Raw genomic sequence first — 17,415 nt, forward strand, 5'->3', positions numbered from 1 at the left:
GCAATGCCGTGTCCCTACGGGTATCGATCGATCAGATAGATGTGTACTTCATAAACTTGCAATCTGCTGTATAAGCAACTAACCAGACTTGATATTACTAATCGCAAATTACTAGCTATGCTCGATCTAAATCCTGTTAAGAAACTGCACCGAATTAAAGGAAATGAACCGCTGCTGCTGAATGACCCGCATCAGGTATGGATTGTTCGATCGGGCGCGATCGCAGTTTTTGCAGCCAAGATACAAAGTGAGAAGCCGGCGGGCAACCGCCATTATCTGTTCGGCGTCGGTACAGGCGAGGCTTTGTTCGGCGCTGCTACCCCCCCCAACCAGGGCGGGCACGGGGGCACCGCCCCTACAAGGGGGGGAGAAATTTCAAAACCAGGTTGGGGACTTCTGGCGATCGCGATCGCCGAAACGGAACTGGAACCGATCGCGATCGCAGATTGTGCCGCTTTAGTTGCTGCTGGTGACGGCAAAACCCTCGCCCTTGTGGAACGGTGGATACAGCATTTGGGAGAACGAGTGATTCCCTACGGGATAGATCCGCCGCGCGTGCCGGAGGAAATAGTTGCCCCAGAAACTGCGGTTGTAGCAGCAGCCTCGCAGCAGATATCGCTGCAAAAAGGTCAAATTCTGCGATCGCCGGGAACAGTTGTCTGGGTGCGCGTCCAGTCGGGCGATGCGAGTGTCGGGGAATTGAAGTTAAATTCCGCTTCTCCAGCGTTTCCCTTGGCTGGGAATATGCTGCTGGTGGCATCCGGGGAAGTTGAGGTGCAAATTTTCTCAACAGCAGAGGTGGAAAATGCCGACTGGCTGCCCGCGAGTTTAGCTTTGCTGCACGAGTATTTCTGCTGCTGCTTGAACTTGCTGGTTTCCCAGCAAAAAGCAGAGGATTTCCGCCGCTTTCAGGAACGAGAACAGCTAAACCGCCAAGTAACTCAGACAGCTTTGGGAGAGTTAACCGAGGTGCTGCATCCCCGGAAAACTGCCTTGTCTGAGGAAGGAACGCCGCTGTTAATCGCTGCTGGGGCTGTGGGTAAAGCACAAGGGATTACCGTCGAGCCCCCGGCGGGTTCCGAAGACTTGAGTCGAGTTAAAGATCCGATGGAGGCGATCGCGCGATCGTCCCAATTTCGCACCCGCCGCGTCCTGCTGGTTGGAGATTGGTGGCGGCAGAACTGCGGCCCACTTTTGGCTTATACAAAGTCCGACGATCGACCAGTAGCTTTGTTGCCCGGTAAGGGATATCGCTATACTTTGTTCGATCCGATCGACCGCAGCCGCCAACGGGTAACGAAAGCAGTCGCCCAAGGGTTGTCGCCAGAAACTCAAATGTTTTACCGACCCCTGCCGCTATTACTTCGCAACGCTGTGGAACTGTTTCGGTTCGGGACGAAGGGCTACGAAAAAGACATGATCGTTGCTTTTGGGCTGGGGATATTGGGAACGCTGCTGGGGATGGTGACGCCGCAAGCTACCTCGATTTTGGTCAATGATGCTATTCCTGACAGCGATCGTTTGTTACTGTGGCAGTTAGGGCTGGTATTGTTAGTTGCGGCGATCGGACGGGCTGTATTTAGCATGGCCCAAACAATTATGACGCTGCGGATCGAAAATGCTGCCAGCGGCACTCTCCAGCCGGCAGTTTGGGATCGATTGCTGAGATTAAAACCGGCGTTTTTTCGCAGCTATTCCTCTGGCGATTTGCTGACTCGTTTATTAGCAGTTAATCAAATTCGCGCCCAACTCAGCGGCGCGACGCAGCGCACACTTTTGAACGCGATATTTTCCCTGCTGAATTTGGGGCTGATGTTTATTTACAGCCTGCCGCTGGCTTTAGTCGGAATTGCTTTAACTCTTATTGCGGTTATAGTAACAGTCACATCGAGCTTACTCTTAATCCCAAAAGAGCGGAAAATGGAAACAGGAGAAGGCGACATTAATGGGCTGACAGTAGAACTGATTAACGGAGTATCAAAGCTGCGGGTAGCTGCAGCAGAAGGGCGAGCGTTTGCAGCTTGGGCGAAAAAGTATAGCCAGCAAATCAAGCTAAGAACAGGAATTAAACGAATTGACGACAGCGTTTCAGTATTTAACGAAGCGCTGCCATTAGTAAGTTCTATCCTGATGTTTTGGTTTGCAATTCAGTTCATGGAAAACCCTAAAACAGGAGGCGACGTACTGAACATGGGCACATTTCTCGCTTTTAATTCCGCCTTCGGAACCTTTCTTTCCGGCATCACAGACTTGAGCAATACCGTAACTGATATTTTAGGAATTGTACCGCTGTGGGAGCGAGCCAAACCGATCGTCCAGGGAATCCCGGAATCTGACCCGACAAAAGCCGATCCCGGTCGCTTGCAAGGTCAAATTACGATCGATCGCGCCACTTTCCGCTACCGTGAGGATGGCCCCCCAATTTTAGATGATGTCAGCATCAATATTCAACCGGGGGAATTTATCGCGATCGTCGGGCCGTCTGGTAGTGGCAAATCAACATTATTTCGGCTGTTATTGGGATTTGAAATAGCACAAAGCGGCACTGTTTATTACGACAATCAAGATTTAGCAGGCCTCGACTTTCAAGCTGTGCGGCGGCAGTTAGGAGTAGTGCTGCAAAACGGCAGAATTAATGCTGGTTCGATGTTTGACAATATTACCTGCGGGGCGATGGTAACGCACGAGGAAGCTTGGGAAGCCGCCAGAATGGCCGGTTTAGCCGCCGATATCGAACAAATGCCGATGGGAATGCACACGGTTGTCAGCGAGGGCGGCACGAATCTTTCGGGAGGACAGCGGCAGCGGTTATTAATTGCCCGCGCAGTGGTTGTCAAACCAAAGGTTATCCTGATGGATGAAGCTACGAGTGCTTTGGACAATCACACGCAGGCGATCGTTACTGAGAGTTTGGATAAGTTAAATGTGACGCGAGTTGTCATCGCCCACCGCCTGAGTACGATTCGCAATGCCGATCGCATTTATGTAATTGAAGCAGGCCGTTTAGTGGAAGTCGGTTCCTTTGAAGAATTGATCGAACAGGGAGGATTATTTGCGAGATTAGTTGAGCGACAGTTAGAGTAGAGATTAAACATAAAACCATTCTCAAGAACGGGCAAGATGCCCGTTCCACAAAGAGTAAATTTCTTGTGGAACGGGCATCTTGCCCGTTCATAAAAGCCTTATTAAAAATGGTGCAACATCTCATATCAATTCCGGTGTAACCCGAATGATATAGAGGAGACGGCAGTGCCGTGTCCCTACCGACAATAATATTGTAGGGACACGGCACTGCCGTCTCCTAATTTTGGCTACTAATAATTCCGATGCTACCGGATTTGATATCATTTACATCCGTTACATCCGTTACATAATCCGCTGCCGAACTGCTTATTCTTTGGTTAGCAAATCGGGCAACCACAACAAAATTAGCAATAGCAAACAGGCGATAACTAAGCCAACGCTAAATATTGTAGCGTTACCGCGATCGGGGGCTTGCTGCATGAGGTATACGGGCTGTATTGCATTCATGTTTTCTGTAGATAAGGGATGCTAGAATTCCTACAGACGACTGATGAGTGCGTAAGACATAGCTTTGTATGCGTTGAACCCTATGTCCTTTTTTAATTTAGCTTGGAATATGTCTAGTGGGCTTGGTGGTGGAGGCGGAGGGTAACCTCCATTGATAACTTCAAGATCGCGCTCATCCAGTTCACCATCAGCCAACTTGTTTGTGCGATTCTCAGAGTTAAAATGCAGGTCATGATTTTTAGTGTCAGACATTATTTTTATCCTCGCAAATGAAGTTTATTGTCGTTGGTAATGAATAGTCAAGCGCGGTTTGATAGGCGCTTGACTGGTTGTGATAGTACGGATGCCGCCTGTGCGCTTAGAGTTCCAAGTCGTTCAATTCTTCAGCGATAGGATTGGCTGGATATCGAGGTGGTTTACTTTCACAAAAGCCGGTTTACAGCTTTAAATATAGCATTCTCAATCCCCTTATCCATGTGTCTCAGACGTAAGTCCTAATTAAGACAAAGATTACCTACGGTGTAGGAGCAAACAAACCGATGGTACCTCCAACTTTAGCTCCTTTTCCCGCCCAATCAAGCACGCCACCGACGTCTCTTCCCGACCTGTAAGCGATTACACCTCCAACTACAGCACCTCCCACGGCGCCGACTAACGCCCCCCAAGGTCCTGCACCAGCAACAGTATCCAATTCACTGTCAGACAACTCGCCTGAAGTATCTGACTGACTCTGATGCTGGGCATTCATCGACTCCAGCCACTCTGAAACCTCTGTTGAGGAGAAATTGTAGCTCCTTTCTTGGCCCAGAGCTACCGCTGTATTCACTAAGCTTTCCCGATCCGTTACTGATTGAAACTGTAGCTGGAGTTCGGGATCTTGCGAGACTTCTTGAAAAAAATGATTGACGTTTTCAAATTCAAAAGACATGAGATTTGCTCCTGATTGAATTGTTTGTGTCTGCTAACTGTTTATAGTTTATTGAATTCCCCCGCCGAAGTAGCTAGCTAAAAGTTGAGTTTTGAACCTATAAAAAAGCTAGCTAAGAACTAGCTATAAAATCGGGTAACAACCTGAACTTTTGGGTAGGTATCGCCGATCGCATACAACGATAGACTGGTAACACTCCCCTGTGATGAGTCAAGCCTGCCTCCTATTGAGCGTTACCAAAGTGCGATCGGCAATTAAGAAAGCCCTAAGAGTATTACAAACAAAGGGCGATCGCACTCCAAGAGGCAATTGTGCGATCGCCCGAGAGTCAAGAAAGCTGCTGACATTATTTAACAAGCTGTAGTGAGAAGTGCTATGGGTATTGAGATACATTGCACTTTCCCGCAATCAACATTGCACCCCTCCGAAGATCAGATCTGTGGGTAGAACGAATGAATTTACCATCTGGGTTGCTTAAGATTAAAATATCGATTTAAGCAGATTGAGGCGATCGCGCGACGGCAGAAAGAGCGATCGGGCTAACTCTCTAAATCCAAACCCCAGAATCCTATGCTGTATTCTCCATTTCAGCGACTCAAATCGACCCACTCTAGGTTCACTCCTGTTTTCCTAGCTTCCATTTCCCTTTTCCTACTTACCACTGCTTTCCTATTAACTACTCCTGACTCTCTATTCCCAGCGATCGCTCAAACTACCGATGCTCGTAAAACCGAGGCCGATCGGCTGTTTCAGCAGGGCAACCAACAGTATCAGACTAGCCAATTTTCAGCCGCGCTGAATTCCTGGCAACAGGCACTGCAAATTTATCGCGCCATTAAATACCGTTACGGGGAGAGTTGGGCACTGGGCAATTTGGGAAGCGCTTATCACTCTCTGGGCAACTATGCCCAAGCGATTGAGTATGCACAGCAACAGTTAGCGATCGCCCGCGAAATTAAATACCGCGAAGGGGAAGGGGAAGCACTAGGCATTTTGGGAGATGCTTACAACTCTCTGGGCAACTATGACAAAACCATTGAGTATGTACAACAACAGTTAGCGATCGCCCGCGAAATTAAAGACCGCTACGGGGAAAATGAGGCACTAAGCAATTTGGGAGCCGTTTACCACTCTCTGGGCAACTATGCCAAAGCCATTGAGTATACAGAGCAGACTTTAGCGATCGCCCGCGAAATTAAGGATCGCCGAGAGGAGAGTAATGCACTGGGTAATTTGGGAGTCGCTTACCACTCTCTGGGCAACTATGCCAAAGCGGTTGAGTATTCAAAGCAACATTTAGCGATCGCCCGCGAAATTAAAAACCGCCGAGGGGAAGGTACAGCACTGGGCAATTTGGGAGCCGCTTACTTCTATCTGGGCGACTATGCCAAAGCCCTTAAATTTGGGGAGCAGAGTTTAGCGATCGCCCGTGAAATTAAAGACCGCCGAGGGGAGAGTAATCCACTGGGTAATTTGGGAGCCGCTTACCTCAGTCTGGGCAACTATGCCAAAGCGGTTGAGTATTCACAGCAACATTTAGCGATCGCCCGCGAAATTAAAAACCGCCTTGGGGAGGGTGTGGCACTAAGCAATTTGGGAGCCGCTTACCACTCTCTGGGCAACTATGCCAAAGCCATTGAGTATACACAGCAGACTTTAGCGATCGCCCGCGAAATTAAAGACCGCAAAGGGGAAGGTATAGCGCTGGGCAATTTGGGAGTTGCTTACCGCTCTCTGGGCAACAATGCCAAAGCGATTGAGTATTCACAGCAATATTTAGCCATCGCCCGCGAAATTAAAAACCGCCTTGGGGAGGGTAGGGCGCTCACCAACCTCGGAGTGGCGTTATTGAAAGCTGGCAACCCAACAGAAGCCGAGAAAATGCTCCTCAAAGGGATTCAAGTTTGGGAATTGATGCGTCAAATGCTCGGCTCCAACGACGCGCATAAAGTCTCCATCTTTGAAGGACAAGCTCGCACCTATCGGACTTTACAACAAGTTCGGGTAGCTCAGAATAAGCCGATCGCGGCTTTAGAAATTGCCGAACGGGGACGTGCTCGTGCCTTTGTCGATATACTGACACAGCGCTTATCAACTGGTGATGCCAATTCGGTCATCGCCACTGCTCCCAACCAAGAGCAAATTCGCCAAATCGCCAAAGCACAGAACGCGACTTGGGTGCAGTATTCCATCATCTACGATACTTTCGAGATCCAAGGCAAACAAGTAGGGAGGGAATCCGCGCTCTACATTTGGGTAATTTCACCGACAGGCGAAATTACCTTCCGTCAAGTTGACCTCCAACCCCTTTGGCAACAGCACAACCGCTCCCTAGCCAGCTTGATCGTTGGCAATCAAGAATTTCTTGCCGTCCGCCGTCGCAGCAGTCTTGGCTCCACCCAACCCCAACCGGACTTACCGACGCTGCATCAACTGCTGATTGATCCGATCGCCAATTTCCTACCCAAAGATCCCAATGCCCACGTCATTTTCATTCCCCAAGGTTCCTTGTTCCAAGTGCCCTTCCCCGCCCTGCAAGATAGCAACGGCACTTACTTAATCCAGAAACACACCATTCTCACCGCCCCCTCGATTCAAGTTCTGGCATTAACCCGACAACAACGACTGAAGCTAGCGAGTCAGCAATCAAACAGCGGAAAAGCTCTAGTATTGGGCAATCCCACCATGCCTAGTGTGTCTCTCTCTCCCGGAGAACCCAAACGGCAATTGTCTGCTCTACCTGGGGCCGAAGCCGAAGCCAGAGCGATCGCCCCTCTGCTCAACACCCAAGCCATCACAGGCGCTCAAGGTACAAAAGCTGCGATCGTCCAAAAAATGCCCCAAGCATCGATTATTCACTTGGCAACGCATGGATTGCTCGATGATGTGCGCGGATTGGGAAGTGCGATCGCCCTGGCTCCTTCTGGCATCGACAACGGCTTATTGACCGCAGAAGAGATTTTCGACATGAAACTGCAAGCAAACTTAGTTGTTTTGAGTGCTTGCAACACTGGAGAAGGCAGAATTACCGGGGATGGCGTGATTGGTTTATCGCGATCGCTCATTTCGGCAGGAGTTCCCAGTGTGATCGTCTCCTTGTGGATGGTTCCCGATGCGCCTACAGCCGAATTGATGCAGGCATTTTATCAAAATCTTCAGAAAAACACGAATAAAGCACAGGCACTTCGGCAAGCCATGTTGACCACAATGAAAGCGCATTCTAATCCGCGAAATTGGGCAGCGTTCACGTTGATTGGTGAGGCAGATTAAGCTTCTTAGGACTTACGAATAAATACCAAAGAAACCAGGTTTTTCACTCCTTATTAAATAAAGGCTCGAATGCAGTCTTTTCCTCCAACCCGGTTTCTGCGTCCAGGACTAAAGTTTGCAGTGAGGACGACCGTCCTCTTTCATAAAATTAACAGGGAAAAAACATGATTCAACAATCAAATATGATTCGCGTTTTAATTGCCGACGATCATGCGATCCTGCGACAGGGTTTAGCCGCCTTGCTGGAACAAGAACCAGATCTAACAGTTGTTGCAAAAGCTAGCAACGGACAGGAAGCATTAACAATGTTCCGTCAATATCAGCCAGACGTGACACTAATGGATGTGCGAATGCCACAAATGGATGGAGTCGCGGCTATTACCGCCCTTTGTACTGAATTTGAAGCTGCCCGCATCGTCGTGTTCACTGCTTATGATGGTGATGAAGATATTTATCGCGGGCTGCGGGCTGGTGCCAAAAGTTATCTGCTCAAAGATACCGAACCTGACGAACTTTTTTTGGCAATTCGCACGGTTGTTAGCGGTAAAAAGTACATTCCCAGCGCCGTTGGTGCTAAACTAGCAGCTCGCATAGACAATGCTCAATTGAGCGATCGAGAATTGGAGGTAATTCGCCAGATCGTAACTGGTAAATGCAACCACGAAATCAGCCAATTTTTGCACATCAGCGAAAGTACCGTCAAGTTTCACATCAACAATATTTTGGGCAAATTGGGAGTTAGCGATCGCACGCAGGCCGCGATTTCCGCCTTAAAACGGGGGATTGTCAGCCTGTAGTTTAATGATCGGTATTTTTTATACTGAGAAATATGACTATTATGAGGGCAAATTATGATAAATAAGACCTTAAGTTTTAGGTAACAACTTTTTAGTAAGGCTAAGCTGGAGATCCATGGTACAATATCTCAGTTGCATCCGTTACATCCCGTACATTGCTCGTTGGCGAAATGGTTATTCTTTTGTTAGCCAATCAGGCAACCACAACAAAATTAGCAATAGCAAGCAGAGGATAACTAAGCCTACGCTAAATATTGTAGTTTTACCGTGATCGGGGGCTGGCTGCATGAGGTATACGGGCTGTATTGCATTCATATTTTCTGTAGATTGGGATTGCTATAGTTGTCATTTTTCCACGGAAAAGCAATCGCATACTCTGCGATTGCTTTGCAAATTTTAGCCTCATCGATCGCGTGGCAGTTGGCAATTATAAGTCACTCAGTTCCGATTGCCAAATGCGCGCGACGCTGCTTCTATTAAGTCCAAAGATACCAGCCCAATATTGGGACCTTTTGAATTGGTTGTGATAACGCGCATCCCGGCAGTCAGAGCTCGATCTGCCATATCGGAACGGCCGCCCGCGATCGCATCTAACTCTAAGTCGTTCAAGTCTTGATTAGTTGAGTCTGTCGGTGCCGCTGCTGCAATTGCCGGCGGTACTTCTTGAAAAGATTGATTGTTGCTTTCCATCAGATGTTTTCTCCTTGGATGTTTAAACTCAGCAGAAGCGCGATCGCTTCTAGTTACAAGCAGCTCATTTGCCGAAATGGGACTGCAAGTGGTTAATCAGTCGCATGGATATGCGGGGTTTCAGATAGTCCGGCACTGGGCCTTCGATTGTGAGAGTACGCATACCACCTGCGATCGCTTCGAGATCCAAGTCGTTCAATTCTCGATCGGTTGAGTTATCAGATTCGGATGCTGTGATTGCAGACGATTCGGACGGTACTTCTTGGGAAAATTTATTGTTGCTTTCCATTGATGTTTTCTCCTTGCACAATTAGTGAAATTTGTTTCCAAAAGCGATTGAACCCACTCCTAGGAAAGTTGCCTGCTCTCCAACTTTTTTACCCGCAAATGCGTCATAATTTCTCGGAGAGAAGCGGGGGATATTATGCCAATCTTGAAACATAAAACCCAAACCGCCTGCGATCGCATCTAATTCCGTATCATTCAATTCTTCACCGACAGGATTTGCTGGCGACTGTTGCGGCTGCACCGCAGTATCTTGCTCAACTTCTTGGGAAAACTGATTAATGCTGTCCATCTGATTTCTCCTTTTAATTTCGGTATTGGATTCAGAAAAGATTGCCTACAGTCCAGGAGTGAAGGCACCCGCGATCGCCCCAGCAACAGCTCCTTTTCCTGCTTCCTTAATAGGGTCTTCTCCTGCGAAAAGACCGGCGAAAAATCCACCTATTGCACCTAGTAATCCTCCTAGAAGAGGTCCAGCGCCAGCAACAGCTTCCAATTCACTGTCAGACAACTCGCCTGAAGTATCTGACTGACTCTGATATTGAGCCTCGATCGAATCCAGCCACTGTGAAACTTCTGTTGGCGAGAAACTGTAGCTTTTTTCTTTGCCAAGTTCCACCGTTTTATTCACTAAGGTTTCCCGATCCGCGATCGATCGAAACTGTAGCTGGAGTTCGGGATCTTGCGAGACTTCTTGAAAAAAATGATTGATGCTTCCCACTTCAAAAGACATGAGATTTGCTCCTGATTTAATTGTTAAGGAAGTTACTCCTTAATTAATTTTTTACAGCTAGGCTCTGGCTGGCCTATGCGTAAATTTAGTTTAGAAAATTTCCTGGCTAAAGTAGCTAGCTCAAAGTTGAGTTTTGAAGCTATAAAAACAACTTAGTTTGAACTAACCTTTAGTTGAGGAGATTACCTGAACTTTTGGCTAGGTATCGAATATCCCACACAACTATATACTGGTAACACTTTCTTGCAATGACTAAAGCCTGCATCCCATTCCTGAGTTTCTCCAAGCGATCGCCCCCACGCCCCAACCCCCCAACACAAACCACTCATACCGCCCATTAAATGCTAAAACAAGTTTAAACTCACACGGAGCCTTCCCTAATGACCCACTTCGGCATCTTCTGTCCAGCAGCCAACGGCCACCTCAACCCGATGACAACATTAGGCAACGAACTGCTTCGCCGAGGCCATCAAGTTACTGTATTTAACTTCCTTGATGCTAAAGCCACAACCTTAGCAAGCGGCTTAGAATTCCAGCCATTAGCTGAAGATGAATTTCCCGCAGGCTCAATGCCAGAACGCTTGGCCCAACTGGGGAAACTCAGCGAACTGACAGCCTTTCGATATACTATTAAACTATTGACCCAAGTTTCAGATATTCTCCTTTCACAAGCTCCAGCAACTATCAAAAAGGCTGGTGTAGAAGCTTTGCTCGTAGACCAAGTTTCACCAAAAGGAGGAACGATGGCGGATTTTCTCAACCTTCCTTTTATCACGGTTTGCAGTGCGTTAACCCTAAATCAAGACCCCAAAATTCCTCCCTTTTGTACACCTTGGCAATACAGTCCAACTTGGATAGCGAGTTGGCGCAATCAACTTAGCTATCAGTTACTCAGTTTGCTTGCAAGACCGATTCGAGAGGTCATTGCTGAGTATCGCGAAGAGTGGAAATTACCTCTGCACTCCCACCCGAATGATGCTTACTCGAAACTTGCTCAACTCAGCCAGCAGCCTCCTGAATTCGACTTTCCCAGGCAAAATTTACCCCCGCATTTCCATTTCACCGGCCCCTATCACAACCCAGCGACGCGCAAACCAGTGCCTTTTCCTTTTGAACAATTAACTGGGCAACCGTTGATTTATGCTTCGATGGGAACTGTGCAAAATCGCTTGCTGGATGTTTTTAAAATAATCGCCTCTGCGTGTGAAGGATTAGATGCCCAATTGGTAATATCTCTCGGCGGAAGTGCGACTCCCGAATCCTTGCCGTTATTGCCGGGAAATCCGATCGTTGTTGGCTATGCACCGCAATTAGAATTGCTGCAAAAAGCGACTCTGACGATTACTCATGCCGGGATGAATACAACGTTGGAATCCTTAAGCAATGGAGTCCCAATGGTGGCAATTCCTGTGACAAATGACCAGCCGGGAGTGGCAGCGCGGATTGCTTGGACGGGTGTTGGTGAAGTGGTTTTATTGAAGGAATTGAGCGTTCCTAAACTGCGATCGGCAATTGAGAAAGTCCTAACCCAAGAGTCGTATAAACAAAGGGCGCTCGAGATGCAAGAGGCGATCGGGCGATCGGGCGGAGTCAAGCGCGCCGCTGACATTATCGAACAGGTTGTGTTGACTGGGAAACCTGTCTTGGCTTCTAAAATCTAAAATCTAAGATTTGGAGTCAAATCTAAAATCTAAAATCTAAAATCTAAAATCGACTGATGGCTCACGCACCTCTGGTGTGAGGAGCAAATTTATGCTATGTTCGACTGCAAAGTTGACAGCGGTATGAATATGCTGACTCTTCCCGGCGTTGAAGTCACAGAGCTCATCTACGAAAGCGCAAACTCCCTGGTTTACCGAGCATTCCGACAACCCGACAGTCTCCCCGTCCTCCTCAAAATCCTCAAAGAAAATTATCCCACACCCCAAGAACTTGCCCGCTATCGCACAGAGTATAAAATTACACAATCTCTGAACCTGAGCGGCTGTATAAAAGCCTATGATTTGCAGCCATATCAAAACACCCTGGTGATGTTTGTGGAGGATTTTGGCGGCGAATCCTTGAAAATTTGGATGCAGCAGCAAAAATTTAGTATTGAAGAATTTCTCAGAATTGCGATCGCCACTACAGAAAGTTTACAACAAATTCACAACGCCCAGATCATTCACAAAGACATTAACCCTTCAAATATTGTCTTCAATCCAGCTAACGGCGAACTCAAAATTATCGATTTTGGCATTTCCACGCCGTTAACGCGCGAGAATTACACCATCAAAAATCCCAACATTTTAGAGGGAACTCTTGCTTATATGTCGCCGGAACAAACCGGCAGAATGAACCGAAGTTTAGATTACCGCACGGATTTTTATTCCCTGGGCGCTACCTTTTACGAACTGTTGACATACCAACTGCCTTTTGACACTAACGATGTGCTGGAATTAGTACACAGTCATCTCGCTAAACAGCCGTTATCTCCATCTCAGGTGAATCCCGAAATTCCGCAAATTGTTTCCGATATTGTGATGAAGTTGATGGGGAAAAATGCTGAGGAGCGGTATCAAAGTGCGATCGGAATAAAAGCCGATTTAGAAGAATGTTTAAATCAATTGCACAGCCATAACCATCTATCAGTTTTTACTCTAGGGAGTCAAGATATTTCTAACCGTTTTCAAATTCCACAAAAACTTTATGGCAGAGAGCGAGAAATTGATAGCTTACTGACAGCTTTTGAACGAGTCAGCGGACAAGGGCAAGATGCCACTCCCACAAGTTCAATAATGCTGATTTCGGGATATTCTGGTATCGGCAAATCAGCTTTGGTGCAAGAATTATACAAACCGATCACTCAACAGGGCGGTTATTTTATCTCCGGCAAATTTGACCAATATCAGCGCAATATTCCCTACAGCGCAATTGTCAATGCTTTTCAGGATTTAGCCAAACAACTGTTAACAGAAAGCGAAGCAAATCTCAAAGAATGGCGGGAAAAACTATTAGCAGCAGTGGGAATTAACGGTAAAGTCCTGATTGACGTAATTCCTGAAATTGAATTAATTATCGGCAAGCAACCTGCGCCGCCAGAATTGGGTGCGGCAGAAGTGGAAAACCGCTTTAATTTTGTGTTTCAAAACTTCATTAAAGTTTTTACCAAACCGGAACATCCTCTGACAATATTTATCGATGATTTGCAGTGGGCTGACGGCGCATCTGTGAAACTGATGCAACTGCTGATGAATGCTTCGCCAGCGGGACTGTTTTTAATTGGGGCTTATCGGGATAACGAAATTTCTGCGGCTCATCCGTTAATGCTAACAATTGAAGAGATTGTCAAAAATGGGGCAAAAGTCGATCGCATTTTCCTGTCACCTTTGGATCTATCCTCTGTTACTCAACTGATTTCTGATGCCCTGAATTGCCCAGAAGCAAGAGTCAACTGCCTTGCCGAATTAGTGTTTTTCAAAACGGGCGGAAATCCTTTCTTTATGAATGAATTTCTCAAATCCCTTTATACAGAAGGACTGTTACAATTTGACTTTACCCCCCTCCTCCCCCCTTACCAAGGGGGGACAAAAGACTTAATTCCCCCTTACCAAGGGGAGAGACAGGGGGGTTGGCAGTGGGATTTAGAGGAAATTAAAGCGAGGGGATTCACTGATAACGTTGTCGAATTGATGGCTGGCAAAATTCAACAACTGCCCGATAATACGCAGGAAACTTTAAAGGTGGCAGCCTGCATTGGCAATCAATTCGATCTGAAAACGCTAGCGTCAATTCGCAAAAAAAATCTGAGAGAAACGGCCGATGATTTGTACGAAGCAGTTGCGAGAAATTTAGTTTTCTTGCTGGGGAATATGGGAGATGTTGAATTAGACATTGCAGGTAAATCAGCCAGTAACCAATCCGTAGAATACAAGTTTGTTCATGACAGAATTCAGCAAGCTGCTTATTCCCTGATTGATGAACAGGATAAGCCGATAGTCCACAAACAAATAGGACAACTGCTGCTGCAAAATACTCCGCTCGACAAGCGAGACGAAAAAATATTTGATATTGTTAACCAATTAAATTTCGGCTTAGAGTTGATTGTTCATCAGCAAGAAAAAGACACACTGGCGGAATTAAACCTGATAGCAGGTCAAAAGGCTAAAGCATCAACTGCTTATCAGCCAGCTTTTAACTATCTGCAAACAGGGATAAACTTGTTGGCAGAAAACGCTTGGGTGATGCAATATAACCTAAGTTTGCAACTCCATCAGGAAGCCACAGAGGCAGCTTATTTTTTTGGGGATTTCGAGCGAATGGAAAGTTTAGCTGCCCTTGTCCTGGAAAATACTAAAATCGCAGTCGATGGAGCCAAAGTTTACGCTCTTAAAATTCAAGCAGCGCTGTCTAAAAGCAACTTTCAAGAAGGCATAAAAATCGGTTTGTATTTTCTACGCTTATTGGGGATAAACTTACCAGACAACCCAGACAGGAGGGATGTTGAAAAAGGATTTGAAAAAACAAAATCTCTTTTGGCTGGCAGGAAAATAGAGGAATTGCTTGACTTGCCCGAGATGACACAACCTGAACCTCTGGCAGCTTTATTGATTTTATCAAGACTAATGGGGACTACCTATATAGCTAATCCCAACTTAATGATATTAATGGTTTTAACTAATGTCAATTTATCGGTCGAATATGGAAATTCTATTTTGTCGGCTTTTGCTTATGCGACATACGGCGTTGTATTGTGTGGGATTGTTGTAGATATTGAGTTGGGTTATCACTTTTCCCAATTGGCATTAAAGTTAGTAGAACGCTTTAATGCCCAGGAAGTCAAGGCTAAAGTTTTAGATGCTATTGCCCATCACATTCTTCCTTGGAAAAAGCATTTAAAAGAAACTAGAGCTATGTTATTAGAAGCTTATCAGAGGGCGGTTGAAACGGGAGATGTAGAATTTATTGGCCATGTTTTATTCGAGCGACCTTTTAATTCTTATGCAATGGGATTTGAACTTGGGAAACTAGAGCAGGAAATCGTAAATAACAGTGAAATTATTAGAAAGTTTAGACTAACAAGTTGCTTAAATTATCTTTCTATGTATTTAGAGGTGGTTCGCAATTTACAAGCTAAGTCAAACAATACTATTCAGTTGATAGGAGATGCTTACAATGAAGAGGAATCGCGGGATGTATATCTATTAAATAATGACAAACACGGGTTGTTTTTGCTTTTTTTAAACAAAATGATTTTAGGTTTTTTATTTGAAGATAATTATGTATCGCTCGATAATGCAGACCTGGCACAACAGTATATAAGTGGCGAAACAGGAATAGTTGCTGTTCCGATATTTCACTTTTATGATTCTCTAGTTTATTTAAAATTAGCGAGCTATCGAATACCAATTGAGGATAAAAATAATTGGATCGAGCGAGTGACTCTCAACCAAGAAAAAATGCGTAACTGGGCGCATCACGCTCCCATGAATTACTTACATAAATTTTATCTAGTTGAAGCTGAAAAAGCGCGAGTTTTGGGGCAAGTTGTGGAAGCGATCAACTATTACGATATCGCAATTTCCCTGGCCAAAGAAAACGAGTACATCCACGAAGCCGCCCTCGCTTACGAACTCGCAGGCAAGTTCTATTTATCTAGGGGGAAAGAATTAACAGGCAAAGCTTATATGCAGGAAGCTCGTTACTGCTATCAACTCTGGGGTGCCGTGGCTAAAGTTAAAGATTTAGAAACGCGATATCCGCAATTATTTACGCTCGATCTACCTACAAAGAAAAACATTTCAACCACTACATCAACTACGGGCAGCCCTTCTACTTCTTCCTTGGATATCGCTACAGTCATGAAAGCTTCCGAGGCCATTTCTGGCGAAATTGTACAGGAAAAATTACTCTCCAGATTGATGAAAATTTTGATTGAAAATGTCGGGGCTCAAAAAGGATATTTAATTTTAGAAAGCCAGGAAAAATTGCTGATTGAAGCTGAAGGTGTAATGAATGATGAACGGATAACAGTGTTGCAATCGGAACCAGTAGAAAACTGCCAGGAACTTTCCGAAACAATTATCAATTATGTCGCCCGAACCAAAGAAAATTTAGTTTTAAATGATGCCACTCGTGAAGGTAACTTTACGAATGACCCTTACATCAAAGCACGTCATCCCAAGTCTATTTTGTGTGCTGCTTTGATGAATCAAGGTCAACTGGCTGCTATTGTTTATCTCGAAAATAACCTTACCGCACAAGCTTTTACTCCCGATCGCCTGGAAGTTTTGCAATTGCTATCGGGACAAGCCGCGATCGCACTTACCAATGCTAAACTTTATGCAGAAGTAAAAGAACGCGAAAACCGGCTGACTCAATTTATCAATGCTATGCCCATCGGGGTAGCCGTGCATGACACCACCGGACAAATTACCTACGCAAATCAGACAGCACGTCAACTAAGTGCCATTCCCACAATACCCGAAGCAAATACTGAGAAATTAGCAGAAGCTTGTCAACTTTATCTCGCGGGAACTAACGAGTTATATCCCACCGCACAAATGCCAATCGTGCGTTCTTTGGCGGGTGAAACGGTCAAAGTAGATGATATCGAGTTCCGCCGACCTGATAAGATTGTTTCCTTGGAAGTTTCCAGCACACCAATTGTGGATGAAACGGGTAAAATTAATTATGCGATCGCCACATTTCAAGACATCACCGATCGCAAACAAGCCGAAAAAGTTTTAGCTGATTACAACCGCACTTTAGAACAGCAAGTGAGCGATCGCACTCTCGAACTCCAGCGAGAAATCATCGAGCGACAACGAGCCGAAGACGCAGCACAAGAAGCCAACCGAGCAAAAAGTACATTCCTCGCAAATATGAGCCACGAATTGCGGACTCCCCTCAATGCAATTCTCGGTTTTTCTCAATTAATGAATCGCGGTTCTAACTTATTGCAGGAGCAGCAAGAGCATCTGAGTATTATCACCCGCAGCGGAGAACATTTGCTCGAACTGATTAACCAAGTATTAGATTTGTCCAAAATAGAAGCGGGACGCACGACTCTCAACCAGACAAATTTTGACCTCCACCGCCTGCTGCACGACATCGAAAATATGTTCCAAATTCCGGCACAAAATAAGGGATTGCAGTTATTAGTAGAGCGGATGCCAGATGTTCTCCAATATGTGTGAACT

Annotated in this window: 14 protein-coding genes; 6 read left to right on the plus strand and 8 right to left on the minus strand. The window is 45.9% G+C overall.

Annotation, left to right across the window (positions count from 1 at the left end; genetic code table 11):
* The first annotated feature begins 117 nt into the window (after window positions 1-117).
* Entirely contained in the window at window positions 118-3,084 is a 2,967-nt protein-coding gene (locus tag QUA74_RS06705; RefSeq protein WP_333326330.1) for an NHLP bacteriocin export ABC transporter permease/ATPase subunit, read from the plus strand.
* 306 nt (window positions 3,085-3,390) lie between these two features.
* On the opposite strand, the gene QUA74_RS06710 is transcribed toward QUA74_RS06705, so the two are convergent.
* The 3 genes from QUA74_RS06710 to QUA74_RS06720 form a co-directional block, all read right to left on the minus strand.
* The gene (locus QUA74_RS06710) at window positions 3,391-3,531 is read right to left on the minus strand and encodes a hypothetical protein (protein ID WP_333326332.1); all 141 of its coding nucleotides are present in this window, start codon (window positions 3,529-3,531) and stop codon (window positions 3,391-3,393) included.
* Between the two features lie 30 nt (window positions 3,532-3,561).
* Window positions 3,562-3,783, minus strand: coding sequence for a hypothetical protein (locus QUA74_RS06715; RefSeq protein ID WP_333326334.1), 222 nt, complete (start codon window positions 3,781-3,783; stop codon window positions 3,562-3,564).
* 262 nt (window positions 3,784-4,045) lie between these two features.
* The gene (locus QUA74_RS06720) at window positions 4,046-4,459 is read right to left on the minus strand and encodes a Nif11-like leader peptide family natural product precursor (RefSeq protein ID WP_333326336.1); all 414 of its coding nucleotides are present in this window, start codon (window positions 4,457-4,459) and stop codon (window positions 4,046-4,048) included.
* 202 nt (window positions 4,460-4,661) lie between these two features.
* Between QUA74_RS06720 and QUA74_RS06725 the strand changes: the two genes are divergently transcribed.
* From QUA74_RS06725 to QUA74_RS06735, 3 genes are all read left to right on the plus strand, one after another.
* Entirely contained in the window at window positions 4,662-4,823 is a 162-nt protein-coding gene (locus QUA74_RS06725; protein WP_333326338.1) for a hypothetical protein, read from the plus strand.
* 206 nt (window positions 4,824-5,029) lie between these two features.
* Entirely contained in the window at window positions 5,030-7,729 is a 2,700-nt protein-coding gene (locus tag QUA74_RS06730) for a CHAT domain-containing tetratricopeptide repeat protein (RefSeq protein WP_333326339.1), read from the plus strand.
* A 164-nt stretch (window positions 7,730-7,893) separates the two neighbouring features.
* Entirely contained in the window at window positions 7,894-8,526 is a 633-nt protein-coding gene (locus tag QUA74_RS06735; RefSeq protein WP_445251639.1) for a response regulator, read from the plus strand.
* 174 nt (window positions 8,527-8,700) lie between these two features.
* Here QUA74_RS06735 and QUA74_RS06740 read toward each other — a convergent pair whose 3' ends face one another.
* The 5 genes from QUA74_RS06740 to QUA74_RS06760 form a co-directional block, all read right to left on the minus strand.
* Window positions 8,701-8,841 (minus strand): hypothetical protein, encoded by a 141-nt coding sequence (locus QUA74_RS06740; RefSeq protein WP_333326341.1) that lies wholly within the window; start codon window positions 8,839-8,841, stop codon window positions 8,701-8,703.
* A 123-nt stretch (window positions 8,842-8,964) separates the two neighbouring features.
* On the minus strand, window positions 8,965-9,216 hold the full coding sequence (locus QUA74_RS06745) for a hypothetical protein (RefSeq protein ID WP_333326344.1): 252 nt from the start codon (window positions 9,214-9,216) through the stop codon (window positions 8,965-8,967).
* A 64-nt stretch (window positions 9,217-9,280) separates the two neighbouring features.
* Window positions 9,281-9,505, minus strand: coding sequence for a hypothetical protein (locus tag QUA74_RS06750; RefSeq protein WP_333326346.1), 225 nt, complete (start codon window positions 9,503-9,505; stop codon window positions 9,281-9,283).
* Window positions 9,506-9,526: 21 nt separating this feature from the next.
* Entirely contained in the window at window positions 9,527-9,793 is a 267-nt protein-coding gene (locus tag QUA74_RS06755) for a hypothetical protein (protein ID WP_333326348.1), read from the minus strand.
* 45 nt (window positions 9,794-9,838) lie between these two features.
* Complete coding sequence (locus tag QUA74_RS06760) at window positions 9,839-10,234, minus strand: Nif11-like leader peptide family natural product precursor (RefSeq protein WP_333326349.1); 396 nt, start codon at window positions 10,232-10,234, stop codon at window positions 9,839-9,841.
* Window positions 10,235-10,614: 380 nt separating this feature from the next.
* Between QUA74_RS06760 and QUA74_RS06765 the strand changes: the two genes are divergently transcribed.
* Both QUA74_RS06765 and QUA74_RS06770 read left to right on the plus strand, forming a co-directional pair.
* Window positions 10,615-11,895 carry a glycosyltransferase gene (locus tag QUA74_RS06765; RefSeq protein ID WP_333326351.1) on the plus strand — a complete coding sequence of 427 codons (1,281 nt, stop codon included), beginning with the start codon at window positions 10,615-10,617 and terminating at the stop codon, window positions 11,893-11,895.
* A 96-nt stretch (window positions 11,896-11,991) separates the two neighbouring features.
* Complete coding sequence (locus QUA74_RS06770) at window positions 11,992-17,412, plus strand: AAA family ATPase (protein WP_333326353.1); 5,421 nt, start codon at window positions 11,992-11,994, stop codon at window positions 17,410-17,412.
* Window positions 17,413-17,415 lie beyond the last annotated feature (3 nt).

This window comes from Microcoleus sp. LAD1_D3, assembly GCF_036702135.1.
Taxonomy (GTDB): Bacteria; Cyanobacteriota; Cyanobacteriia; order Cyanobacteriales; family Microcoleaceae; genus Microcoleus.